We start from the raw sequence: 23,620 nt of genomic DNA on the forward strand, positions 1-23,620 counted from the left end.
CTCTCCGATTTAGGTAAAAATCCTCTACTAATGTTTACAGTTGCCTTTCTTTTGGTGTTCATGACCATGTTCATGATGACCATGACCGTGGGAGCAGCCTTGCAAATTTTCCTTCATCAGATTGTCGCTAATTTGTTGCAAGGATTCATCCACAGCTTGTAAGCCAATCCAAGCATCAATCTTTTGTACATCAAATCCTACCTCGCGCTGTTCGCCTACTTCTAACAAAGGACGGCGAATCAACAACGGCTCTTTCAGCATCAGCGCCAAGGCGGTTTGTTCATCTAGTTTTTCAGGAACTACCTCACCAGATTTTACCTTTGGGGCGGAAGGATTAAACCATTCAGCTACAGGGCGATCGCCAAAAAATGAGCGCAACCGTTCAACTGTCCAAGGTTCTGTTAGCAGGTTGTATGGTATCACCTCATGACCAGCAGCTGTGAGCAAAACTTTTTGCTTAGTACCACCTTTACAGCCTGGTTTGCTATAGAAACTTACTCTTGCCATGCAATTATCTCCTAATTACTCAATTGTTTTTAGTTGGCGCTTTAGCGCTAAAGCGTCTAACTATAAACCCTGACGATGCCTAATTAAAAATTCCTAGCCTGATGAGTACCTAAGTCAAACTCAAATCTCTCATCTGGATCAGTTTCGCCGTAGATATTAAAAGTCACAGTTGGTTCATCACCCATTGCTTCTACACTGTGAATTGCATCAGGAGTGAAGCTAATAATATCCCCTGGCAATAGAGTTATCTCTCCCGTCTGTTCAATTTTGTCCTGAAATTCTGGGCTATGAGTGCGTCGCCAAAAAGTATTTTTTTCCTCACCTTTTAACACCGCTACTATTCCCCATGTCCCATGATTATGAATGGTTGATCGAGTTCCTGGTGCAAATGTTACTGTTTGCACCGTCAACGGAAAACCCAATTCATCATATAGGAGTAAAACAGAGTTTCCCGTTTTGGGTGAAGGCTCTAAATGTTGACTTTGCACCCAGTAGGAATTTACTATCAAGCGCCTTACGAGCATCCGAATTTCTGGCAGACAATTGGCTTCATTGTCACCACTATTGAGAACATCTTCCACCTCAGTTAAAAACCGATAAAGGCGGTAGTTTTCTCTCAATAAATCCCATGCTCTCACAGATTTACAGGCTTGATACTGACCGTCCCCCGTTAGCAGCCAATCCCTACCTTTCATAACTTTTAAATTGATAACGGCGAAGATTGGATGATCAGGATCGGAGAGACATTAGGAATATTGCCTACAGGAAGTTTAGTAGGTATGGTGATAGGAGGAAAGATAGAGTTACTATCAGTAGCCGCTCCTAACAGGGAGTAAGAGGAATATGATCTAGTAGATAACCAATTGTTCATGATTGTTCACCTTGATTTTTGATTGCTGACTAATTAATCATCTTCTTCTGGTGGACGTGTCAAAATATCCAGCAGAATCCCAGCACCAAAATCATTCTTTTCATCTATCTGTTTGACTCTGGTGCTGATTTCTTTTGCTTCCTCGATTGCCCCTAAATTTGCTAGTACTAATCCAGAAGCAGCATAAGCATTTAAGTACAATCGAATTTGTGGGTCTTCTTTGCGATTGACTAATATCGGCTTAAGTTGCTCCCAGTCATCAGGTAATTTTTCTAGTTCTTTAATTTTATCTAATAATTTGATTGTTGTTTGTAGTGCAAGAGAATAATTATTCTTATAATAGAAAAATCTATATGCTGCTACTAAGACATCTGTATTTTCACCAGTCTTAGCTAAAGCTTGTTGAATATACTTTTCCGATTCTGATGTGTTCTCCCAGTTTTGTGCAGCTAAAACTAATAGATTTTTGATGTCTTCTGGAACCTCGAACCATGAGAATTTGTTTGTATTAGCTTGCATAATTAACTCCTGAATGGAGATAAGGAATATCAGGGATATGAGGCAATACGGTTCGGTTAAAGCAAGAGAGGCGACAAATCGCCATCAAGACGAAAGATTGATTATTGTAGAGACGGCGATTTATCGCGTCTTTGCTTTGCCCAATGCCCAATGCCCCACTCCCTTTTAAAACAAAGTAAGAACGTACACCAAGGTGAATAATACAATCCAAATAATATCTACGAAGTGCCAGTAAATTTCTGTCATTTCGATGAAAGTATGATTGGTTGCAGAATATTCACCGGGAAGACGCGATCGCCACAATACTCGTAATATCAATAACAGTCCCACAAAAACGTGCAAACCGTGGAACCCAGTCATGATATAAAAGCAGTTGGCGAAGACGTTGGTAGTCAGACCATATCCTAATGTTGAGTACTCATAAACCTGACCACCCAAGAAAATTGCCCCCATGATTGCAGTAATCGCGTACCACAGTTGCATTCCCTTGACATTATTCTTTTTAATCGCCTTATCACCGAAGTGAATCACGAAACTACTAGACACCAGAATAATGGTGTTAATCGTCGGCACAAGTAGTTCTACTTCAGTTTCTTCTGGAGGCCAAACTGCTGTAATACCTCGGAAAAACAAATAAGTGGCAAAAAATCCGCCAAACATCAGAGATTCAGAGGCGAGGAATGTCAAAAGTCCCCAAACTCTTAAATCGGGATGTTCTTCGTGTCCTGCACTGTGATCTTCGCTTGTCGTAGCTATGGTCATATTGTTTACCCTTAAAGGTGAAGCGTCGGGCAATTGAATTCTTCACAATCTTGATTCTCTTGTGGGATGGGTGTCTCACCCGTCTTAGATTCAGGGCGGGCAGGATGCCCACCCCACAAGAGTTATTGCATAACTAAGCACTAGCTTCCGGTGTTGCAGATGTCTCTACTTCAGTACTATGACCATGACCGTAGTCATAAGGGCCATGAGTCACAACTGGCAACACTTCCCAGTTTTCAATTATGGGTGGTGAGCTAGTTGTCCATTCTAAAGTCAAAGCTTGCCAAGGATTATCACCTGCCAAAGGCCCCTTCAGCCAACTGTAGATCATGTTGATAGCGAAGGGAATTACCGATATCCCTAAAACAAATGAACCAAAGGTACAAATTTGATTGAGGTCGATAAATTGGGGGTCATACATTGCCACTCGTCGGGGCATTCCTTTCAAGCCCAACTCGTGCATGGGTAAAAAGGTCAGATTAGTACCGATAAAGGTGAGGGCGAAATGAATCCGTCCCCAGGTTTCATTCAGCATTCGTCCGGTCATTTTGGGGAACCAGTGATAAATACCGGCGTAGATACCAAAGACAGAACCGCCAAACAGAACGTAGTGGAAATGTCCAACAACATAATATGTGTCATGGACGTGAACATCAAAGGGGGCTGTTCCCATCGTCACACCACTTAAGCCGCCCATGACAAACATGGATAACAAGCCAATGGCGAAAAGCATCGCACCGGTGAAGCGGATTTTACCACCCCAGAGGGTAGCAACCCAGGCAAAAATCTTCACGCCAGTGGGAACTGCAACTATAAGAGTGGAGATGGTGAAGAACATCCGCATCCAACCGGGTGTGCCACTGGTAAACATGTGGTGTACCCAGACAAACAAACCGACAACGCAGATGGCTACACTAGAATAAGCGATCGCTTTATAACCAAAGATTGGCTTACGAGCGTGAACTGGAATTACCTCCGACATGATGCCGAAGATGGGCAGAATCATTAAATATACTGCCGGGTGAGAATAAAACCAGAATAAGTGTTGATAAATTACAACGTTACCGCCTGCATCTGGTTTAAAGAAGGAGGTGCCAAAGTTGAGGTCAAACAACAGCAGAACTAAACCGGCTGCTAATACAGGTGTGGAAAGCAACGCTAGAATAGAGGTTGCCAAGATTGCCCAACAAAACAGGGGCACTTGATCCCATTTCATGCTAGGAACTTTCATCATCAAAATGGTGATCACAAAGTTCAGTGAACCCAAAATTGAAGAAGTTCCTACCAAGACGATCGCAAGTATCCACATAGTTTGAGCAATTGGTGCTGTCACCAAACTCAATGGTGGGTAAGCTGTCCAACCAGATTGGGAACCGCCAAAAATGAAACTACCTAAAATCAGCGCACCGGCTGGTGGGTTTAACCAAAAGGCGATCGCATTCAGCTTCGGGAAAGCCATATCCCTAGCACCGACCATCAACGGCACTAAATAGTTACCAAATCCCCCAATGGCGCTAGGGACAATCCACAGGAAGATCATAATCGTCCCGTGATTGGTCATGAAAGCGTTATACAAATTGGGGTCGAGTACGTCTGCATCTGGTGTTGCTAATTCGACACGGATAGCGATCGCCATCAGTCCGCCAATGAGATAGAACACAAACGCCGTCACCAGGTATTGAATACCAATAACCTTGTGGTCAACATTAAATGTAAAATAATCTTGCCATTTCCACGCCTTCGGATGAGAGGTGTGGCCAGCCACCATTTCCGGTTTATTTCCTTCTGGTGGAGTATTCCGTGGAAATTCTACCTGCGTCATATTTTTTTACCACTATGGGGAGTCCAGGGTCAAACGTCCTGCAATTTTAGATTTTGGATTTTGGATTTTGGATTAAAAGAATGTTTTGGTTTATGTCTCGTCCCTTGTAGGTAGAACCAATCTAAAATCTAAAATCTAAAATCCAAAATCGTTTGACTAATGACTAATGACCAATGACTCTAGAGTTGCTGCACTGATTCCCATTTCATGGGTGTGGGGTGCGAGAAACTCTGATGTTGATAAGTCGGCTGGATTAACCGCAACGACTTGATTGAGATTTTGTTGTTGAGCAATCTGGTTTTCTGTCCGCCAGCTATCATATTCTTCCGCTGTGTGGACAATTACCTCTGTCCGCATTGAACCGTGATAACCACCGCACAACTCAGCACAAACTACAGGATATGTACCTGGTTTGGTAGCAACAAATCGTAGTTCGGTAGGGATACCGGGAAGTGCATCTTGCTTCAAGCGGAAGTTTGGAACCCAGAATGAATGAATTACATCTTGTGCTGAAAGGTTGAGTTGGACATCAGCACCGACGGGAATATGCAATTCCCCAGAGGTAATGCCACTATCAGGATAGTTAAATATCCAGGCATACTGTATGCCTTTGACATCAACAACTAAGTCGGCTGGTTTCCCCAGGGTTTGAGGAGATGCGCCAATCCCAATTGTTGGAGAAACTGTTGTTTCAGAAATATCGCTTAATGTAGCTGCAATAGCTGTTCCCGACTTATGAGCAACATGAGCTGCTGAATGAGGATGACCCGCAGGCTCAAAGCCGCCCATTTGGTTAAAAACATCTACGCTGTAGATGCCCAAACAGAGAACAATCACTGTTGGAATTGCTGTCCAGAAGATTTCTAAGGGAACGTTACCTTCTATTGGCAAACCATCGGTATCATCACCGCGACGGCGACGAAACTTCACCAAAAAAACTACAATTGTTCCTTCTACCACCAAAAAGAGTGCGATCGCAATGGTAAACATAACGTTGAAAAAACCGTCTACCAAAGGCGCTTGTAACGATGCCTGCACCGGCATAAGAGTGTGGTTTTGACCAATCCAAATACTGATTGCTGTAACTACTATCCCAGCAACCAGAGTCCATAGTGAAACAGGAACTTGTTGCATACATGCTACCTGTGTAAACAGTCTTTTAAGGTGTGATTTTTTGGGTTTTAGATATTAGGTATTGGGCACTCAGCATTTTTATCTATTGCCTATTCCCCATTCCCCATTCCCTATTCCCCATTCCCTTTTCACTTATTAACTTTCTAACGTGCAGTCATAAAAAAAGGGGGAAACTTCCAGATTTTTTCCATATCTTTCCCCCAGAAAATTACAAATTATATTTCAACTCCTATGACAAAGTTAGCCCCCTGCTTTCAGAAAAGCTAGTTGTTCCAAGAGGGCACTGTTAGTCCTAATATTGATTAGGCTATATTAGCAGCAAGTTTAAATTTGTTAATAGCTAACATTTTGCGATTTACGGATTTGTTTACTGTGAACTTTTTATTAATTACAGTAAATATTTAGTATTCCCCTCAAGTTACCTTGCCTAGCGCATTAGCGCTTTATACAAACAGTGCCTCCTTGAATGAACAACAATTTTGACTAACTTCCAAAACCTTAATTGTTTAATACAACATGGGTGTAGCAATTCTTGGGGCAAATCCTTGAACAAGCTTCACAACCAATACAATTCTCTGGAGAAGTAACTGCCATTACTTTCCGTTCAATTTCTTCATCATCTTCATCTTCTACAAATTCGCCTTCTTCATTGAGCGCCTTCAAACCTAGCACATTGTAGCCGCATACTTTAACGCATCTGCCACAGCCGATACATTTATCCTTGTCAATTTCTTGAGCGAATTTTGGTGTCCAAGCCTTACCACCAAATGTCAAACCTGTTAGTTGTGCCATGAATAATTCCTCGGCAATTTTGCCTGTCAATCTGTGTGTGCATTAATCATCATATTATCCTAATCTTTTCTTTTTTTGTATTCAAAGCTGACTTTTGTCTCATCAAAATTCGATGACTATGAACACAATTGCACATTGTTTTTTATTTCAAATAATAAATGAAAGTTATTGCCAATAATTATTATACATATTTGGTTATCAACTAACTTATCAGCCATTAACCCTAGTAGATAATGGGGATAATTCAAAAAATCTCTCCTTATATAAAAGAGGTTTTTCAGATAAAAATGATGATATTATTTTTCAAATATATTTAGGTTGAGGCAGATAGATATAGATAAACTGTATACATGAATACAAAATAATATGTTCATGAGTTACAGTTTGATATATGCAATATGTATTTTATAAAGCAACAATTTTAAATTCGCTTTGGATTCAATTATTTAGATAAATGATGACATTTTTCTTTCATGTGAAGAAATCGAATTGATTTATGAAGGAACTGTAAATTTGATGGCAGAATATGATCATGCATTAAATATTAAAATTATTAATAAATCAGATGAAATCAAATCGTCACAGACTTAAATATGTTCTAAAAACACTCTATGGTCAAATGTAAAATGTTCATTAAATACGTAATTAAATAAATGTTAAGGTTTTTTTCTAAGCTCGACACGAACAAATTAATCATTTTTTTCATGAAATGTATAGTTAATAAAGAAGTTTTATCAGGCTCGCTTTAAAAGCCTTAAATAGCTTCCAATTGGATGCAAATTCAAGATATGGATGTGGAAAGTGAATGTGGCGAGAAAAGATTATTCTCGCCAGAAAGATAATGTGGTGGCGAGTCATGAATAAACAGGACTCATCCAGGGGAGACCTGAGACAGACATCTCAACGATTAGAGTGGGAAAAGAGCCTTATGCCTTATACAATTCCTAACAACAGTTGCGTTGGATGTGACAACTGCCGCCCCCAATGTCCTACGGGTGCAATCAAAATAGAGGACAATGAATACTGGGTTGATCCTGGTCTTTGTAATAATTGTGAGGGCTATTATCCCGAACCACAATGTGTAATAGCTTGTCCAACTAAGTCTCCCATTCCTTGGCAAGCGAAAAAGGGGAGATGCAAAGTTGAACCGAGAGATGCTACCAGTTTAGACTTGTTTTCTAATGGTAAGAATAATCCATTTGCTTCAGCGATCGCAATTTGGGAAGCTTGTAATGTATTAGCGCAACGCACATCGCTACACTGGGAAACCGATGAGGAAGGCTACATCAGTTATGGGCGACAAGTCAATCAAGGCCGAGGTGCGATCGCTTTTCACATCCAAGATCCCTTCAAAGTTAACGACAAAGCCACAGATATAGCCGCAATTGAAGGGCTTGACATCAGAGCCGCTTGCATACATCTGATTTTTGCAGCTTACGCTACAGCTTTAGAGCAACCTTGGGAGCAAGAATTTGCGATCGATGAGCGGCAAATTGAGAAATATTTGGGGATGGAGAAACGCAAAGATTTAAGCAAAGCTGCCAAACTAGCTTTAATGAAAAATCTTGTCCAGCAAGCTTGTTCCCTGGTTATCTCCATTGACTGGCCCCAACAAGGTCGAATTAACGGATTTTCTGTTACAAACAGCCGCTTATGGCATTTAGTAGACATTCAACACCACTTTCAAGAAGACAATCTCGGATGCAAATATCTAATTGGGCTAACTTTTAAAGTAAAAGCAGGCTTATGGGCGCAATATTTCTTAAACAAACAAGCATGTAAAGAGCGAACCGCCTTCTATCAATACGGCAGTCTCCCTAAGACGCTGTTAACCACAGTTATGAGCATTTGGCAGCAACATGAAGGCGCAGTCCGACTAATGCTGTGGTTGCTGTTTAAAACCAAAATGGGCAAAGAACAACGCATCACCATTCCTACCTTGCTGCGTATTGCTTATGGTGAGGAAAAAGTCGCCCTTGCATCCAGACAACGAGAAGAACGCAAACGTCTGCTGCGAACTTTTGAAAGTGATTTGGAAATTCTCAATCACTATGGAATGAAACCACTTTTCGATCCAGTTACTTACCCACCAGAAATTCAACCTTTGTGGGCGAAGTTAATCGATCTTCCCGAAGATCCAGATGAAGCATTAGAATTTTGGACTAATGACGGTGGTGCTGAAACTCGCCTCACAGACACAGGCCCCCGTGGTAAATGGAATCTGCTCATGAATGCGCGGATTTTGGCTTTTGAACTTCCAGCAGAATGGGAACAGCAAATCTCAGAATCAGAAAAAAAGCAACGACGAACTGCTAAAGCCAAAAAGAAGCCTAAAGCTACAAATGATTTACTAGGTGAACAGATTTTGGAAGCGCGAAAAAATTTGAATCTTTCCCAAAGAGAATTGGCCAAACTCACAGGTAAAAGCCAAAGCTGGATTCGAGATATTGAAAATGGCCGTTTAAAGGCCAAATTAGAAGACCAAATACTTTTAAGAAAAGTCTTAAATATGACTTAATCTTGATTCGGAATTTAAACGCAAAGGGGCGCAGTAGACGCTTTTGCGGCTTGCCGCAGGCTGGGAAACGCAGAGGTACACAGAGATTTTGTTACGAATTTGTGCAGCGTTATACTAAATTCAGCAATACTCCGCGCACCTCTGCGCTTCCCCTTGCGTCCCTCTGCGTTTAAAAACTCACCTTTTTTATGTACTATAACTCATGACCTTACTAGAGGTAATCCAGAGACTACCTACAGCATATTTGGTAACTACTAACTCTCGTGTAGCATTACATGAACTCTTCAGTTGTTGAGTCTTAGTTTCGTCTTTCACAAGTTTAGCCTGGTAAGTGTAGAAAGAACCAGAAGGTTGTTCAAAACTTAGTTCAGCTAGGATAGTATTATTGTCTAAACTTTGCTCCAAAATTTTGCCTGAAACTTTGTAGTTAAACCAATCCCATCCATTACAGAGGATTAGTTCTCTTTCCAAAACCTGAAGTGCAGCAGGCAGAATTCCCCAGCCCCGATAGACTTTATTTAAGCATTGAATATCGCCAGTCCGAGTCAAAATTGATCTAAATGAATCTATATCTATACGACCGTAATATCTTCCTTCTGGCAAGTCTATAATTGTTGGTGCAAACCGATGTCCACCAAAGTGCGATGATTTCCAAATTCGCACATTATCCAAGCACAAATCAGCATTACTCGCTGTAATTTTGAAGTAAAAAGGAGCGCCATATCTGGCACAGCACTTATCATGGCTACCGTGGGTACAAACTAAAATATCTCTAGTTGTACTAGTTTCTACTTCAGAATTAGAACTGATACCCCATAACCATTTTTGGACAACTTCTGCTACTTCCTCAATATTGCCTAGCTTAAACTCTTGCTTATGGTATCCATTACTTAAACCCTCTTTTTTTTGATAAATCAAAAGCGTAGTGTGGTTTACTTTGTGTGATACATCATTAGCAATTAAGAGGAATCTAATCGGTAATTTAGCACGCTTAACTTCTTCTACCAAAATCCTTAAATTCTGGGGCACCCATTTGGAATTCAAGGCTTCTGATGTCCAAGGTAAAGGACACTCAACTAAAATATAAGTTTGATAATTGGTGGCACTACCAATAACATCTTCTCCTACTTGCTGTGAATCGTCAGAACAAAAAAAAGTATTCATCTATCTATACTCATTAGCGTATTTTATGGACAAAAGGTATTACAAACTACAATTGTGTTCTGGGCTACAATATCCTTCAGTCAAGGAGATAAAAAAGAACAATATGTATTTCCCAGTCAAAACTAGGTAGCCACTTTATAACATCATTATTGATCAAGGTCTTTCCGGTTAATAAATTCTCCACAATAGAGATAAATAGTGTCAAGATAGATTTTTCCGTATAAGCGGCGTTAATTTTGTATCTAGTTTTATTGTTATTTGGTATTTTATAAATTTTCACTTGCTGAAACTCGGCTTTTCTGAATTTGGTTTCTTTCTCCAAATCAAATATATTCAATACTGTGTGTATATGCAAAGTGGCTTGAAAAGTTACCAACTATTAGCTTACTTGCAATATCGATGTAGCTGATACTACAATTCAAAAGATTGCTAGCAGCAACACACTTGTTTAAAGTTTTGCTGAAGTTATCTACATAGCTAGTTACAAATCCTGTTTTTACACATAAAGATATAATGCTGTGTCGCTCTTGTGAATAATATATTCCTAAAGGTAGATGCGGAAATATTTGATAAGTAGAGATCACTTTCGTAAGCCAATACTGTTTTAAGACTTCTTCCACACTATCTGCTTTTAATGCATCTATCGAAGTGTACATGTTGCAAATAATTCTCAATTAGATGAGAAAAAATAAAAATAACAAAGTCAGGGGTAAATCCTTTACTGCCCCGTACTCCATGTGCGATAAGTTAAGAATCAAAACTAGTGACTAATTATTAGCAGCGTCACTGAGATTAACCTTAACAAACCTAGTATTTACCTTTTTACCTAATCTAACTTCCTGAAGTTCATGTCAGGGTTTGATGATAGGTATCTGCCTTGACTTTAACTGAAGTCAATTAGAAATGCAAGTATTTAGGAATCTTTATGGCTTCTTTACAGTTTGTTGCTTCCAGGAGGTTGGTGAAATCAAGCTTAATGAGCATTTGTTAGTGGAGATAGCTGACTAGAACAAGTATTTATACTTTCAATATAATAGATACAATTTTGCAATTGTGACAAATTGTTGCTAGTCAGGGCGTATAGTTGTGTGCCTCTACTAATCGAAATAACTGTGGTTATGGCGATCGCATATTTTTACTTTAATGCAGAATTGAATCATTTTTTACCAAAGCACTCTCATTTTGTTGAGGACAAAGCCTCAATCGACTTTCTTGAGCTTGGGTTTTACCAAATCAGCGATCGCAAAATGGTAAACCACCTTGATATAGGAATCCGGTTTGATTACTGAAATCATTTGCGTAGGTAGGCAATAGGATTTCAGAAGATTAAGGTGTACCGATTTTTTTTCAAAAATCAAATATGAGTCCTATATAAATACTATGAAAGTAAAAATATATTGAATTATTCCAACGGAAATTGTGAATATTTTGATAAAGTAAAACAGATGTGGAGGTAAGATTATGACCCAAGCCTTGCCCAAATTACTCACCTTCAATGAATTTAGCGAATGGTATCCCAACGATGGTAAACGCTATGAATTACACAAGGGAGTAATTGTTGAAATGCCACCCCCAACCGGAGCGCATGAAAAAGTTGTTGCATTTTTGTCGCGGAAATTAACCGTGGAGTTTGATCGTCTTAATTTACCCTACGGAATTCCCAAAACCGCATTAGTCAAAACTCCTACTGCCGAATCAGCTTATTCACCTGATGTGTTGCTGCTAAATCTTGATAATCTCGACAATGAACCGCTTTTTCAAAAACAGTCAACAGTAAGCCAAGCAGCATCGGTTCCAATAGTTATTGAAGTTGTTTCAACTAACTGGCGAGATGATTACTACAATAAATTTAGAGATTATGAGGAAATGGGCATTCCTGAATATTGGATTGCTGATTATGCTGCATTGGGTGCAAGAAAGTTCATCGGCAATCCTAAGCAACCCACTATTTTTGTATGCGAATTAGTTGATGGTGAATATCAAATGACACCGTTTCAAGGTAACACCGCAATTTCATCACCTATCTTTCCCCAATTAAATTTAACCGCACAACAGATTTTTGATGCGGCTAACTAAACCATATCTTGCCATCATTTATAAGAAGAATTCAGAACTCAGGAGTCAGAATTCAGTATGAATTCTGTACAAGTGGGTGAGTAAGTTAATAATATTTAGAGTCAGTCTAATTGCAAACTGCTTGCACCGGGAATGTTAGCAAAATTACCAACATTTTCTGCACTTTCTTCTTGGCCATTAAAAGCATTATTAATGGGGTCATCCTCAGTCTGACCGCTAATTTCTTCCGGTTCAAGGGGAGCGGCTTCCTTATTCTCATCAAGATTGATAGAACGAGGAGGTTCTTTTGCATGAGACAAATCAATAAGTGGTTTTGCTTGTTCGGGAGTCATTATTTGCTAAATCATGTACTTTTCTTTATGGTTAAATTTATTTTGCTTTCAAACATCTTTCTTGAGAATGAAACTACGTATAGTAATGATGTATAAAGGGCATAAAAAAGTATGACATTAATTTTAGCTCTCGATTTTGGCGGAACTAAGCTGGCGGCAGCCTTGGTAAATATGGGTTCGAGAAAGTGGTTACGTTATGAACGTCGTCTATCGCCAGTCGATGCAGATGCTAACACTGACTTAGAAATTATGCGATCGCTCATTTACTCTTTGCTAGAAGATGCAAAACCTGCTGCGATCGGTGTCAGCTTTGGTGGCCCAGTGGATGCTTCCACAGGGACAGTGCGACTATCTCATCATGTCGCTGGATGGGAAAATATTCCTCTCAAAAGGTTGCTAGAGGAGGAATTTGGTGTTCCTGTTGGTGTAGATAATGATGCTAACGTTGCGGCTTTGGGTGAACACCGCTTTGGTGCGGGACAGGGATACGATAGCCTGTTTTACATTACTGTCAGCACTGGCGTGGGTGGTGGTTGGATACTCAATGGCCAGCCTTGGCGGGGTGCTGGTGGGATGGCTGGCGAAATTGGACACGTGGTTGTAGATCCGGCTGGGCCAGTTTGTTTGTGTGGGAAGCGGGGATGTGTGGAACGTTTGGCTTCGGGGCCTTATATGGCGCAAAATGCAAGAGAAATTTTGGAACTTGAACCGCAGAGGCGCGGAGGACTCAGAGATGGGGAGGTTTTGAGGGGTTTGGTGGGCGATAATTTAACGTTGCTGACAGGACAGTTGGTAAGTGAGGCGGCGGCGGCTGGGGATGATTTGGCTAAGGAAGTTTTGCACAAAGCTGCTTGGGCGCTGGGTGTGGGTATTGGCAATGTAGCGAACTTGATGAATCCGCAGCGCTTTGTGTTGGGAGGCGGTGTGACGAAGGCGGGGGAGTATTTTTGGCAAGTGGTGCGTCAAGTGGCGCGGGAGACGGCTTTACCAGAAGTTGATTTTGAAATTGTGCCCGCAGTGCTGGGAGATGATGCGCCATTGTGGGGCGGTGTAGCGATCGCTTCTATTCTGGTAGAGGTATTAAAGTTCTCAGTAGAGTAATAACCTCAACTGTGACTTCAGCTGGTGCTTTGCAAGCAAACTCGGTTTTTCTTTCTTGCCAATCGAAAGACTTCACCTGTGCCAGCACTACTCCTGATACTGCTAAACCTTCTGAAACAGGTACTTCAAAAGGATATCCCTTGACTTTTGTAGTAATCGGACATACCAAGACCAGTCGAACTCGACGATTATATTTAAGTGGTGAGATGACAAGAGCAGGACGCCTACCTGCTTGCTCACGTCCAATTTGAGGCGTGAAGTTTATCCAAATAATATCACCCTGCTTCGGTATGTATAATTCATATTCAGAATATTTCATGACCTACAGGCTTTCCACTGTCAATTTCACTATGTAAATTATCGGGTGTTACTCGTGACAGAAGTTCATCGAGGTCATGTACTTTTTCACTTAAGGAAGATAAGTTGCTCGTAATGCTTTGCAATGCTAAGGATTCTATAGATTTACCAGTTAACTCCGCAAGATGATGCAATTGCTCAAACAGAGATTCTGGAATTTCTAAGGTCAGCTTTTGGTTAGTCATCTTTGGAAAGATTTGATTATTGTTTTCTTTAACCTACTATTACTGTTGAATATCTTGGCGAAACTCTCTAATAGCTTCCAAGGAGACGATAATAACAGACAACGATTAAGCAGGGATAAATCTAATTCTGGGAATAACTTACTTTTAACCATATTTATCTCATTTCCATTTTAAGTCAAAACCAAATTATCTCGATGAATCACGGTTTCCACACCTGGATAACCTAAAATAGTGGAAATTTCTCGTGAATGACACCCACGAATCTTTTGCAGTTCATTGCTGTTGTAATTCACAAGTCCTCTGGCAATTTCGTTACCGTTGCTGTCACATAATTGCACAGCATCTTGTGTGTCAAATTCTCCTTCTACGGCTTTAATTCCAGCAGCTAATAAAGATTTTCCTCCTAGAGAAATTGCCGCGATCGCACCTTCATCTAAATACAATTTTCCCGCAGGTACTAGACCGTAAGCTATCCAACGTTTACGCGCCGAAGTTGGTTCTGGTTGCGGTTCAAAATGCGTCCCAATCAGTTCACCTTGGATAATTTTTTCGATATTCCGAGGAAATCGCCCTTGGGTAATTACAGTCCGCACTCCAGCGGCGATCGCAATTCTCGCAGCCGAAATTTTTGTCGCCATCCCACCAGTACCCCACTGAGAACCTTGGGAACCTGTTTGTATCTGTAATTGAGCTAATTCTTTAATGCTACTAACTAGAGCAATCGGCCGCGCATCTGGCACAGAACGCGGATCGGCTGAGTACAACCTATCGACATCGGTGAGCAAAAATAGCCAATCTGCTTCTACTAAGCTGGCAACCAATGCCGAAAGGGTATCATTATCACCAAATTTTAGTTCGTCTATTGCTACGGTATCATTTTCATTGACTATGGGGATCACTCCCAGTCCCAGTAATTCCTGAAAGGTGTTGTAGGCGTTGAGATAGCGGCTGCGCTGTACTAAGTCGCTCCGTGTCAGTAATACTTGAGCGATCGCCTGTTGGAGAGTAGTAAATAAATCATCATATATACGGATTAACCTACCTTGTCCAACTGCTGCTACAGCCTGTTTGAGTGCGATCGCCTTGGGACGTTCAGTTAAGCCTAATCGCGCACAACCCACCCCCACAGCGCCAGAGGAAACCAAAATTACCCGATGTCCTTGGCGTCTTAAATGGCAGAGTGTTTCCGCTAAAGTAGCGATGGTAGAAAGCGCTAATTGTCCCGTTTCTGGTTGAGTTAGGCTAGAAGTACCGATTTTGACAACAATTGTTTTAGTCATTGGTCGTTAGTCATTGGTCGTTAGTCATTAGTCATTGGTCATTAGTCATTGGTCATTAGTAACTGACGAATGACAACGGACAAATGACAAAGGACAAATGACTAAAGAAATTGTAAAGCGCCAATCCCTCTATGGTGAAGGTTGACGCTTTACGGGGTATATTTACTTAGTATGAGTTAGGGTCTTTTTTGGCTGACCCCATGTTATTAATACTTATGATCCCCGATTTTTGGATTCCATAAAGATTCCTTAATGATTTCTTTAGATTTACTTTCCTGACGACTTCTCAACTTTTGTGAATCTTAGTTTTCTTGGGGGTAATAGAGGCTCCCAGAATTTCAGATATCCAAACTTCAAAGTTGCGGATGGGATGAGAGCGGAGAGCCGCATCGGCATGAACAATCGGCTCGACTAAAATGGTAAACATTCCCAGGCGATTACCTGCTATGACATCGGTAAACAAGCGATCGCCTACCATACCCACTTGATGCACTGGTAGATCCATTCCCCTAAGTGCTGCCCTAATTTTGCGTCGGGAAGGCTTGGCTGCACCCAAGTAGTAAGGCAAGTTGAGCGATCGCGCAATGCCACCAATTCGCGCTTCACTGAGATTGTTACTGACCAAGCACAATGCAGTACAGGTACGGATTTGCTCTACCCACTCTCGTAGTTCTGGGGAAGCTATCCCGACTGTAAAAGGTACCAAAGTTTCATCTACATCCAATACCAGCCCTTTAAGCCCGTATTTTTGGATAATATCTGGTGTTAGGTTCAACACTGAACCTTCTAAAATCAAGTCAGGCTGTAAAAGATTGTTCCAGACCATAGTCAACAGTCAAATGTAGATAGCTAAGACAAATGAGCATAACCCAATATAGTTTAGTTAGTCGAACCCGATCCTGGAATATCTCCCTGAACACTTTGAGATAAAATCCCTAAAATCTTATCTATTTCTTTGATGTAATAATTACTCAAATCAATAAATATATTGTTTTCTTCTAACTGCAAAAACTTCCAAATATCCCCTGTTGTTACTGCACCATAAATTTTACTAATTTCATTTCCTTCTTGTTGATTAAACAGTTGTGCTGCCAACATTGCTGCTGCACATTGACCTAATCCACCTTTAATATTTTCATTTTTGGCTTCAATAATAACCACTACAGGCACATTAATTGTTAGTTGCTCTTTAGAACGACTGATAATAAAGTCACAATAGCCATTCAGACCCTTTTCTGGATCTACATTAAAATCTGTTCCTGAAAACAAACTAATTGGATAATTAGCCCTGCGTCTTACCTCCAACAATATCGGAGTGATAATCATTTCTGAACGGGATTTTTCAGTATTAATTGCTAAAGCCAGTTCTGTAGTTTCTTCTAAAGAATTTTTGAGTTTTTCGCTTGCCTGTAGAGGTTCTATGTCCGCACATAAATCAGTTTCTTCATCAATGTGGATGCTGAATGACTTTTTAAATTTACTTAATGTAAAGTCGCTATAAGCCATTTTCAGCACCTCATAGCAATTTTGGATTTTGGATAATGGAATTGAAAATCTCTGCCAACTAAAATGCTTTTTTCAGGATTTTAAACAACATTAATTGTCGCAATTTAGCGCTAGTCTTTCATTGCTTCCACATTTAATGAGACATGGTAAAAGGTTTAACTGGATTGTGATGACAATCAAAATTCCCAATTAAAAAATTCAAAATGAAAATGTAACATTTTGAATTTTTTATCTTATTCCACTTCATTAAAAAGATGTTCCTCTAACAGAGGCTGCACTTGGCGGAACTCCTCTGGAGAAAGTAATTCAGGTTCACCTGTTTTTGCTATCCGTGCAAAAAACAACAGTGGATCAAGTGGTGTATAAATTGCATACTCCTGATCTTCATCATAGAAGCTAGCGAGTAGCTGTAATTGCTCTGGCTCTAAATCTTCACCTTCGTCTTCGATTTCTAAGGTGAAGAGTTCTGATTCTTCAACTGGTGGTAAATCGCCTGCAACTGTCAGAGCATAAGCTGTGTTCTTTAGTATCAGGTTCTGCTCAGATAGTACAGCTTGAGCATTAGCAAAAATTTGCTCAATTATGTTGTCGTCTTCTACTAGAACTGCTTCTTCTTCCTCATCGTCGCCTTCCCAAGAAAAAATTTCTACAGGTGAGTCTACAGGAAGAAGTAAAACGTATTCTTGTCCATCTACCTCCAGGGAATGCTCTATGTAACAGTCGAGCGATCGCCCTTTGTCATCGGTTAAAGTGATGGAACCCGCGTGAGCGTTATCATTTTCTTCAGGAAATGGAGGAGAAAACATAGCCGAAATGTAAAAATTTAATAAATACCAGCAACTTTGAAAATCGCTTAACTATCATTAATGACAGATTATGTCAATCAAATAGCTTTATACGTAGATACAACTGCTGGCTAATCGTTTTCAGAATATCATGTTAAAAGGTATCAATACTCAATAACCGCCACTGAACTACGGGAACTGGCACGCTTAACATCCAGCCATTGTTGCAAAATCAAAGCGGCTGCCTTGCGGTCAATCAAACCTTTATGGCGTGACGGGGAGCGGTTTTCAGCTATCAGCAGTTGCTCTGCTTGAAATGAAGTTAATCGCTCATCCACATATTCCACAGGCAGTTTTAGTGCTTTAGCAAGTCTTGTTGTAAATTTCTGAACTTGACGCGCCTGAAATCCTATTGAGCCATCCATTGAATAAGGTAAGCCCATCACTAGGACTTGCACCTCACGTTCATTAACTAGTTGTCGGATTTGCTCGACATCTTGCTCAAAAGATGCACGCTCAATTGTGGTGATCCCCGTGGCAATTAAACCCGTGCGATCGCACCCAGCCACACCAATTCGCTTGCGACCAAAATCTAGTCCCAAGGCTGAAATAAACGGTTTTGCTTGCTCTTGGGATATCACACTAATTCTCCTGTTGTACATCTGCTGATTCAGGAATCAGCGATGCTTCCATGCTAGGGTTTTTTCCCGAAAAGTTAATCGGTTCTGACTTACTTGGCAGTGGTTTATCTGACGATGGCAGCTTTCCTGGTTGTATCCATGACATTCCACCTGGTATAGGTTTACGTGCCGGTTGTAAACCTTGCAGCATATCAGTCCACTGGATTCCTTCTAAGGAGACGAATTTAGACTCCCGTAGCTTGTGCCACACAGAGCGAGACATAACTAATGTATGTTCTATGCGTTTTGCCCCAATTCGCTCCAAATATTCTTCTCGCTCTGCCTGATAATCTGAAGAGGCTAGTTGTAACCCTTGCTGGGGAAAATCTTGGGCAATGCGAGCCAGTTGAGATAGTAATTCTGGATATAGCCAGGTGTAAGCAGGATGAACTGTCAGCGTCGCAGCATGGGGAACTTCACCCTTGCGGTCAAGTTGCACCTGAAAATAGCCGATCGCAGCTTTGCGTTGAGGTTCAAATACGTAACCACTCACCACTTCTGTTTTGGTCAGCCATTGCTTCACTGCATCAGTTAAAGCGCCGAACAAGCTGGTTTTAAAGTCGCGGGTATTGCGGTCAAAAACTTGACGTACCAAAGGTGGCATTGATGCCGTATCTAGTTGATATAGCAACTGGGCATCAGCATTACTCACTGGCATGAGGTTGGGCAAATCTGGCTCTGCTTGTGCCAATTCAGCCAGTAATTCTGGCCCAATTTCCCAGTAAGTCATTTCTGCCAGACGCTGGAATCCATTTTGTCGATATAATGCCAGCGCCTCAATGTCGTTAATATTAACTTCCAGTAGCCAAGTCCGAGCTTCCAAAATCGATTCAAAGCAATGACGCAAAAGTTGCGAACCAATTCCTTGTTTATCGACACCACGCTCTAGTAGCACTTGATCAATCCGCCAAGTGCTGCGTGTCCGATTAAAGGGTGACACTTGAATCATTCCTAGAAGCAACCGCCCTTGCTCTGCTACATAGGCGCAGAGGCGATACTGAAGCGGGTTAGGAAACCAGCTTAAAAATTTGAGTAATCCATACCAGCGACGCAGCCTTTGCATCTGGCTGATGGCAAAACCTGCTCCCTTGGGAGTTAGGGCTGCGAATGACTCTTGAGTTATGCGCTCAATCCCGTCCAGATCCCGGTATTGGACTGGTCGGATAACAACGCTGAGGTTTCTGGGAAGTAATGAAGTCATTTTTATTCGAGCCGACATTTAGCCGTAACTAACTGCTCTTCAAAGGAACTGCTGCAATCATCTTAACTAGTTTCTGCTTTCTACTATTGTGCCAAAAGGGTGATTTTAGTAACTTAATACTTAAAGAAGCAGAAAAAGCAGACCTTGTGAGAACACCATTGGTATTGACCCAACAACATCTGCCCTTATTTTATTTGAATTTTGATTAAAATTTGTATATATTTATAGCCCTTGTCGAGAAACTAGCTTTTCAAAGTTGGCTTGGGTTTGATGGAGTAATTGCTGGCGACTATCTACCAGTGTTTGCTTCAGGGTTGGAACAAGATTGCGAGCTTGCAGAGTCATGTGAAGTTGCAGGTTGGCGACATATTCACTGAAATCTTGATTCATTTCATCTGCGCCCGCATCCGTTAATAAATTTGATTCCATTGCCACTGTGTTCTCCTGTGTTAATCCTGTGCTATCTCTCTTCATGACCAAAAACTATCACGTTGTTTAGACTAACTTCTTAATTTGCAATGAAGTTTAACGCTTCTTAGGGATAGCGATCGCTATATGATTTTCATCTGCCCATTAAAATCTCAAACCAACACCACCCTGTACAGAGATAGCTGTACCACCGCTATCACGGTAGGCATCAAAAGCAATGATGGCGTTGCCAAAAAGCACAGTATTGCTATTTGGGATCATATAATCAATGCCCGGTTGTAAAGCAAAACTAATTTTATCGCCCACAGGAGAAGAACCACCACTAGCCAACACTAATCCAGCGCCCAGGTAGGCATCAGTTTGCCAGTTCAGGGGGAAATCGTAGGAAACCGTTGGCACAATTGCCGTATTATTACCAATTAACACTTGGGCACGCAGTGAAATCGGTGCTTCCAAAAGCTTGTATCGTCCCGCTATCACTCCTCCAAGTTGGATACCATCGGTAACACCAATAGTGGGGCCTATACCGATATAACTACCATAGGCTACTTGAGCTTGTGCTGGTTTAGTAGTCGCCAGACTCAAGACCAAACCAGCCCCCAGAACTGAAACCAAATATGGAATATATTTCATCACCTAACTCCTCACACCATTTTGTCATTTGTCATTTGTCATTTGTCATTTGTCATTTGTCATTGGGTATGGGGAATTGGGCATCGGTTATTCTCTTCCTGCTCCCCTGCTTCCTCATCTCCCAGTTCCCAGTTCCCAGTCCCCAGTTCCTAGTCCCCAGTCCCCAGTCCCCATTCTACGGGCAACGGGGATGAATGCCTCCTTGAGTACAAATGTACGCTAATTGCTTGGCATCTAAATTTTTGGCTTGAGAAAAATCAACACCTTGGACTACGGCAGATACTGAGCCTAAATCTGGGGTTTGGACAAATTGATCTGCTGGATCTTGTTTGCTAGGGGCGAGAATTGCTCCCTTAAAATCTGCTCCAGTAACATTCGCCCCCCGTAAATCTGCAAGACTCAGGTCGGCATTTTGCAAGTTAACGTTTTCCATCTGGGCAGAACGCAAAACAGCACCAGCTAATCGAGTGGCGCTGAGGTTAGCATTGCTGAGATTAGCACGATCCAAATAGGCTCCTGATAAATCTGCCCCTTGCCAATCAGTGTTAGTTAAATTGGCAAAGGATAATTGTGTTCCTATAGCAGTGGCGCGACCTAAACGCGCGGCATATAGATTGGCTTCGTTCAATTTGGCGTCACCTAAATCAGCCCCAGTCAAGCTGGCTTTTTCCAAAACTGCGTTTCGCAGATCGGCTCCTACTAGCTGGGTGCTATTGAGTTTAGCGTCATATAGACGCGCATTTGATAAGTTAGCTCTATTGAGAGTGGCGCGGCTCAAGTCGGTACGGTTCATCAATACACGACTGAGGTTAGCATCAGTAAGATTGGCTTGCTGCAACTGAGCTTGGCTTAAATCAGCCATCACATCGTCGTAAGTATCCCAGCGTCCATCCTCACCCGCACTCCGGAAGCGGCTACCTTTAAAGCTGGCTTGGTTAAGATTTGCAGATTTAAACTTAACTCCTGATAAATCAAGGCTGTCTAGTACCAAGTTGAAGAAGGAACTTCCAGGAGTACCGCTTTGACCTAATTGGGTGCTACTAAGGTCAACGCCCTCGATTTTCCCGCTGTAAACAGAGAGAATCTTGTTGATCGTCCGCTGGTTTCTTTGTAGCCGTCCTTGCCGCAATTCCCGCTCTTTGGTTGCAGTGCTACCCACAGATTCCAGTTCGCTAACCAAAAACTGATTCTTATTTTTTAATTCAGGGATGGCTTGAGGCCCGACAGTTGTCAAAGCTTGTTGAATCGTATCCAGAAGACTAGAGTTGGTTTCGCTAACTAATAAATCTGCCAGAAATTTAATGGATTGTGGGTCATTAAGACCACCCATAGCTAGAATTGCACTTTGGCGTTGCTCATTAGTCGCCCCAGAGTTGGGAGTCAATTGTTTGACAAGTTCGAGGAACTGTTGGCTATTAATTTGCTGAGTTGTTCGCTGGGATTGTTGAATTTGGATATAAACTTGAGTGCCAATTAAAGTTGCCAACACAGCAGTCATACTCGTCAGCCCTACCCCAAACAAAGTTAGATTGGGATTTTGCTGTATCCGCCGCCACAGATTAGGCGACTGATTGGTTTGGGCTGCCGCTAATTCTTCATTTCCCTCTTGCCATTCTTCTGCTTCATCATTACCGCCAGCAGACTGAACTTGTCTGTTGCTAGCTAAGAGTGCATCTATTGTATGAGTGCCTGCGAGTTGATCGTGCAATGCGCGACGCCCCCGACGTGACGGTAAGCCTATCCCTTCACCCACAATCATTAACAAAGACAAAAATGTGAATAATCCTAAATTCGGAAAAGCAAAGCTGTAGCGCCACAGCAGATAAGCGATGGAAATGGGTACAGTCCAACGCCCAACTCCTTCTCTAATCACCACTGCGCCCAAACCAGGCGGCTTCCCTTGCTCGTTGACAACCCGCACTTTTAACCAACGTTTAGGAATTGTGCTACCAGTCTTAGCTAGTAAATACAATTGCCACCATGAGAGAGTTACAGGTGCTAACAGGGCGATCATCCACAAAATATTAGTTGGCCATGCGACGTTACGGATGCCATAGCTCACAGGCAAAGCTAAGGGTCTAGCGATCGCTCTTTCTGTGACTACCAGCACGGGGTTAAGCGGTACTCGGTTCAGATCGCTTCTAGAATTGGCATAGACACCAATGCCGAAGGGAATCAACCCACTAGTAACCACTAGTGTGATTTCAGCCGCCCAAGCAGCAAAACGCCTGCTTGCTAGCAACAGCGAATTGGCTCTTTCCGGTTCTTTTGACTGACCAGATTGATTACTTCTCCTGACAATTGGTGATGTCATCGCATAATTCCCTTTGATATTATTTCTACGCCGCGATCGGCACAATTAAAATAGATTAAGCTGATCAGCAAAAAGAAAAGCATATTGAAATAGACTTTAGAAGTCATAAGTCAGGAACCCTTTGTATTCTTGCTCCTGACTTTCATAACTCCGGGCAGAGTGCAAAGTAAATGCATATCAACTTATTGCTTACGTTGAAAGCTACCAGACACAAAAAATTTGTATCCAACATACACTAACACTGCCAAAAGTGCCACACTGATTACAGATGCAACTAGTTTAAACACTGCTTGCAGCATCGCCAAGCCCACTAGCACCGTCAGACCCGAAACTACCAGCTTTTTTGTTCCAGATAAGCTGTTGAACCAAATCTGAAATCGCTCCAACTGCAAGTTCAAGTTAGCAAAAACAGACTGAGGCGTTTGTTTTTGTTCTTGTGGTTCGGAAACCACCCCAGGTGGGGAATTAATTTCTGCCTCTAGCTTATCGAGGCGACGCTGTAAGTCTTCTTCTGGTTGAGGATTCATCAATCTTTTCTACCTCAGTTAGCACACTTATTCAACAGACCAGCCAAATTCTATTTTTGGTGGCTGTCTTAGTGATTTTAGCTAATGTCTGTGCCTGTAAGACCTGTCTGCACAGGGAAAATTTA

At 41.6% G+C, this 23,620-nt stretch carries 26 protein-coding genes; 5 read left to right on the top strand and 21 right to left on the bottom strand.

What is annotated here, in order from left to right; translation table 11 throughout:
• Positions 1-27 precede the first annotated feature (27 nt).
• The 3 genes from ABF638_RS08145 to ABF638_RS08155 all read right to left on the bottom strand — a co-directional run bounded on the left by ABF638_RS08145 (position 28) and on the right by ABF638_RS08155 (position 1,897).
• Positions 28-507, bottom strand: a complete 480-nt coding sequence (locus ABF638_RS08145; RefSeq protein ID WP_435021803.1) for an ArsC/Spx/MgsR family protein — start codon at positions 505-507, stop codon at positions 28-30.
• Positions 508-590: 83 nt separating this feature from the next.
• Entirely contained in the window at positions 591-1,202 is a 612-nt protein-coding gene (locus ABF638_RS08150; protein WP_196509914.1) for a cupin, read from the bottom strand.
• Between the two features lie 209 nt (positions 1,203-1,411).
• Complete coding sequence (locus ABF638_RS08155; protein WP_435021806.1) at positions 1,412-1,897, bottom strand: hypothetical protein; 486 nt, start codon at positions 1,895-1,897, stop codon at positions 1,412-1,414.
• Between the two features lie 37 nt (positions 1,898-1,934).
• Here ABF638_RS08155 and ABF638_RS08160 point away from each other — a divergent pair, with 37 nt between their 5' ends.
• Positions 1,935-2,066: a hypothetical protein gene (locus tag ABF638_RS08160; RefSeq protein ID WP_435021808.1), complete on the top strand. Its 132-nt coding sequence runs from the start codon at positions 1,935-1,937 to the stop codon at positions 2,064-2,066.
• Here the strand turns inward: ABF638_RS08160 and ABF638_RS08165 are convergent.
• The 4 genes from ABF638_RS08165 to fdxB all read right to left on the bottom strand — a co-directional run bounded on the left by ABF638_RS08165 (position 2,063) and on the right by fdxB (position 6,407).
• Positions 2,063-2,659 carry a cytochrome c oxidase subunit 3 gene (locus tag ABF638_RS08165; protein WP_435021810.1) on the bottom strand — a complete coding sequence of 199 codons (597 nt, stop codon included), beginning with the start codon at positions 2,657-2,659 and terminating at the stop codon, positions 2,063-2,065. The genes ABF638_RS08160 and ABF638_RS08165 overlap by 4 nt on opposite strands.
• A 133-nt stretch (positions 2,660-2,792) precedes the next feature.
• Positions 2,793-4,481, bottom strand: a complete 1,689-nt coding sequence (gene ctaD, locus ABF638_RS08170) for a cytochrome c oxidase subunit I (RefSeq protein ID WP_435021812.1) — start codon at positions 4,479-4,481, stop codon at positions 2,793-2,795.
• A gap of 156 nt (positions 4,482-4,637) precedes the next feature.
• The gene (locus ABF638_RS08175) at positions 4,638-5,615 is read right to left on the bottom strand and encodes a cytochrome c oxidase subunit II (RefSeq protein ID WP_435021814.1); all 978 of its coding nucleotides are present in this window, start codon (positions 5,613-5,615) and stop codon (positions 4,638-4,640) included.
• A 498-nt stretch (positions 5,616-6,113) separates the two neighbouring features.
• On the bottom strand, positions 6,114-6,407 hold the full coding sequence (gene fdxB, locus ABF638_RS08180) for a ferredoxin III, nif-specific (protein WP_069068483.1): 294 nt from the start codon (positions 6,405-6,407) through the stop codon (positions 6,114-6,116).
• A gap of 928 nt (positions 6,408-7,335) precedes the next feature.
• Here fdxB and ABF638_RS08185 point away from each other — a divergent pair.
• The gene (locus ABF638_RS08185) at positions 7,336-8,925 is read left to right on the top strand and encodes a helix-turn-helix domain-containing protein (protein WP_435021817.1); all 1,590 of its coding nucleotides are present in this window, start codon (positions 7,336-7,338) and stop codon (positions 8,923-8,925) included.
• 186 nt (positions 8,926-9,111) lie between these two features.
• Here ABF638_RS08185 and ABF638_RS08190 read toward each other — a convergent pair whose 3' ends face one another.
• Positions 9,112-10,089: a sucrase ferredoxin gene (locus ABF638_RS08190; RefSeq protein ID WP_435021819.1), complete on the bottom strand. Its 978-nt coding sequence runs from the start codon at positions 10,087-10,089 to the stop codon at positions 9,112-9,114.
• Positions 10,090-11,177: 1,088 nt separating this feature from the next.
• Between ABF638_RS08190 and ABF638_RS08195 the strand changes: the two genes are divergently transcribed.
• Together ABF638_RS08195 and ABF638_RS08200 are read left to right on the top strand one after the other, a co-directional pair.
• Positions 11,178-11,378 (top strand): hypothetical protein, encoded by a 201-nt coding sequence (locus ABF638_RS08195; RefSeq protein ID WP_435021821.1) that lies wholly within the window; start codon positions 11,178-11,180, stop codon positions 11,376-11,378.
• A gap of 172 nt (positions 11,379-11,550) precedes the next feature.
• Positions 11,551-12,165, top strand: coding sequence for a Uma2 family endonuclease (locus ABF638_RS08200; protein ID WP_435021824.1), 615 nt, complete (start codon positions 11,551-11,553; stop codon positions 12,163-12,165).
• A 101-nt stretch (positions 12,166-12,266) separates the two neighbouring features.
• On the opposite strand, the gene ABF638_RS08205 is transcribed toward ABF638_RS08200, so the two are convergent.
• Positions 12,267-12,497, bottom strand: coding sequence for a hypothetical protein (locus ABF638_RS08205; protein ID WP_435021826.1), 231 nt, complete (start codon positions 12,495-12,497; stop codon positions 12,267-12,269).
• A 111-nt stretch (positions 12,498-12,608) separates the two neighbouring features.
• Between ABF638_RS08205 and ABF638_RS08210 the strand changes: the two genes are divergently transcribed.
• Positions 12,609-13,598, top strand: a complete 990-nt coding sequence (locus ABF638_RS08210) for an ROK family protein (RefSeq protein ID WP_435021829.1) — start codon at positions 12,609-12,611, stop codon at positions 13,596-13,598.
• Here ABF638_RS08210 and ABF638_RS08215 read toward each other — a convergent pair.
• The 12 genes from ABF638_RS08215 to ABF638_RS08270 form a co-directional block, all read right to left on the bottom strand.
• Positions 13,561-13,917 (bottom strand): type II toxin-antitoxin system PemK/MazF family toxin, encoded by a 357-nt coding sequence (locus ABF638_RS08215; RefSeq protein WP_435021831.1) that lies wholly within the window; start codon positions 13,915-13,917, stop codon positions 13,561-13,563. The two genes, ABF638_RS08210 and ABF638_RS08215, sit on opposite strands and share 38 nt — an antisense overlap.
• Positions 13,904-14,140, bottom strand: coding sequence for an AbrB/MazE/SpoVT family DNA-binding domain-containing protein (locus ABF638_RS08220; RefSeq protein WP_069068439.1), 237 nt, complete (start codon positions 14,138-14,140; stop codon positions 13,904-13,906). Before ABF638_RS08220 ends, ABF638_RS08215 begins: the two co-directional genes overlap by 14 nt.
• Positions 14,141-14,310: 170 nt before the next feature.
• Complete coding sequence (proB, locus tag ABF638_RS08225) at positions 14,311-15,420, bottom strand: glutamate 5-kinase (RefSeq protein WP_435021834.1); 1,110 nt, start codon at positions 15,418-15,420, stop codon at positions 14,311-14,313.
• A gap of 286 nt (positions 15,421-15,706) precedes the next feature.
• Positions 15,707-16,246 carry a YqeG family HAD IIIA-type phosphatase gene (locus tag ABF638_RS08230; protein WP_181930350.1) on the bottom strand — a complete coding sequence of 180 codons (540 nt, stop codon included), beginning with the start codon at positions 16,244-16,246 and terminating at the stop codon, positions 15,707-15,709.
• Positions 16,247-16,299: 53 nt separating this feature from the next.
• Positions 16,300-16,926, bottom strand: a complete 627-nt coding sequence (locus tag ABF638_RS08235) for a hypothetical protein (protein WP_435021836.1) — start codon at positions 16,924-16,926, stop codon at positions 16,300-16,302.
• Between the two features lie 233 nt (positions 16,927-17,159).
• Positions 17,160-17,732, bottom strand: coding sequence for a DUF3727 domain-containing protein (locus tag ABF638_RS08240; RefSeq protein WP_069068442.1), 573 nt, complete (start codon positions 17,730-17,732; stop codon positions 17,160-17,162).
• Positions 17,733-17,875: 143 nt separating this feature from the next.
• Positions 17,876-18,352, bottom strand: coding sequence for a Holliday junction resolvase RuvX (gene ruvX, locus ABF638_RS08245; protein ID WP_435021839.1), 477 nt, complete (start codon positions 18,350-18,352; stop codon positions 17,876-17,878).
• Between the two features lies 1 nt (position 18,353).
• Positions 18,354-19,610 carry a GNAT family N-acetyltransferase gene (locus tag ABF638_RS08250; protein ID WP_435021842.1) on the bottom strand — a complete coding sequence of 419 codons (1,257 nt, stop codon included), beginning with the start codon at positions 19,608-19,610 and terminating at the stop codon, positions 18,354-18,356.
• 204 nt (positions 19,611-19,814) lie between these two features.
• The gene (locus ABF638_RS08255; protein ID WP_069068445.1) at positions 19,815-20,021 is read right to left on the bottom strand and encodes a hypothetical protein; all 207 of its coding nucleotides are present in this window, start codon (positions 20,019-20,021) and stop codon (positions 19,815-19,817) included.
• A 144-nt stretch (positions 20,022-20,165) separates the two neighbouring features.
• Complete coding sequence (locus ABF638_RS08260) at positions 20,166-20,654, bottom strand: hypothetical protein (protein WP_435021844.1); 489 nt, start codon at positions 20,652-20,654, stop codon at positions 20,166-20,168.
• 175 nt (positions 20,655-20,829) lie between these two features.
• Positions 20,830-22,968 carry a pentapeptide repeat-containing protein gene (locus tag ABF638_RS08265; RefSeq protein ID WP_435021846.1) on the bottom strand — a complete coding sequence of 713 codons (2,139 nt, stop codon included), beginning with the start codon at positions 22,966-22,968 and terminating at the stop codon, positions 20,830-20,832.
• 182 nt (positions 22,969-23,150) lie between these two features.
• A complete protein-coding gene (locus ABF638_RS08270; RefSeq protein WP_435021848.1) occupies positions 23,151-23,495 on the bottom strand; it encodes a hypothetical protein in 345 nt (114 codons plus the stop codon).
• Positions 23,496-23,620: the final 125 nt, after the last annotated feature.

Source organism: Nostoc sp. CALU 1950, from assembly GCF_051172895.1.
Taxonomy (GTDB): Bacteria; Cyanobacteriota; Cyanobacteriia; order Cyanobacteriales; family Nostocaceae; genus Nostoc; species Nostoc edaphicum_A.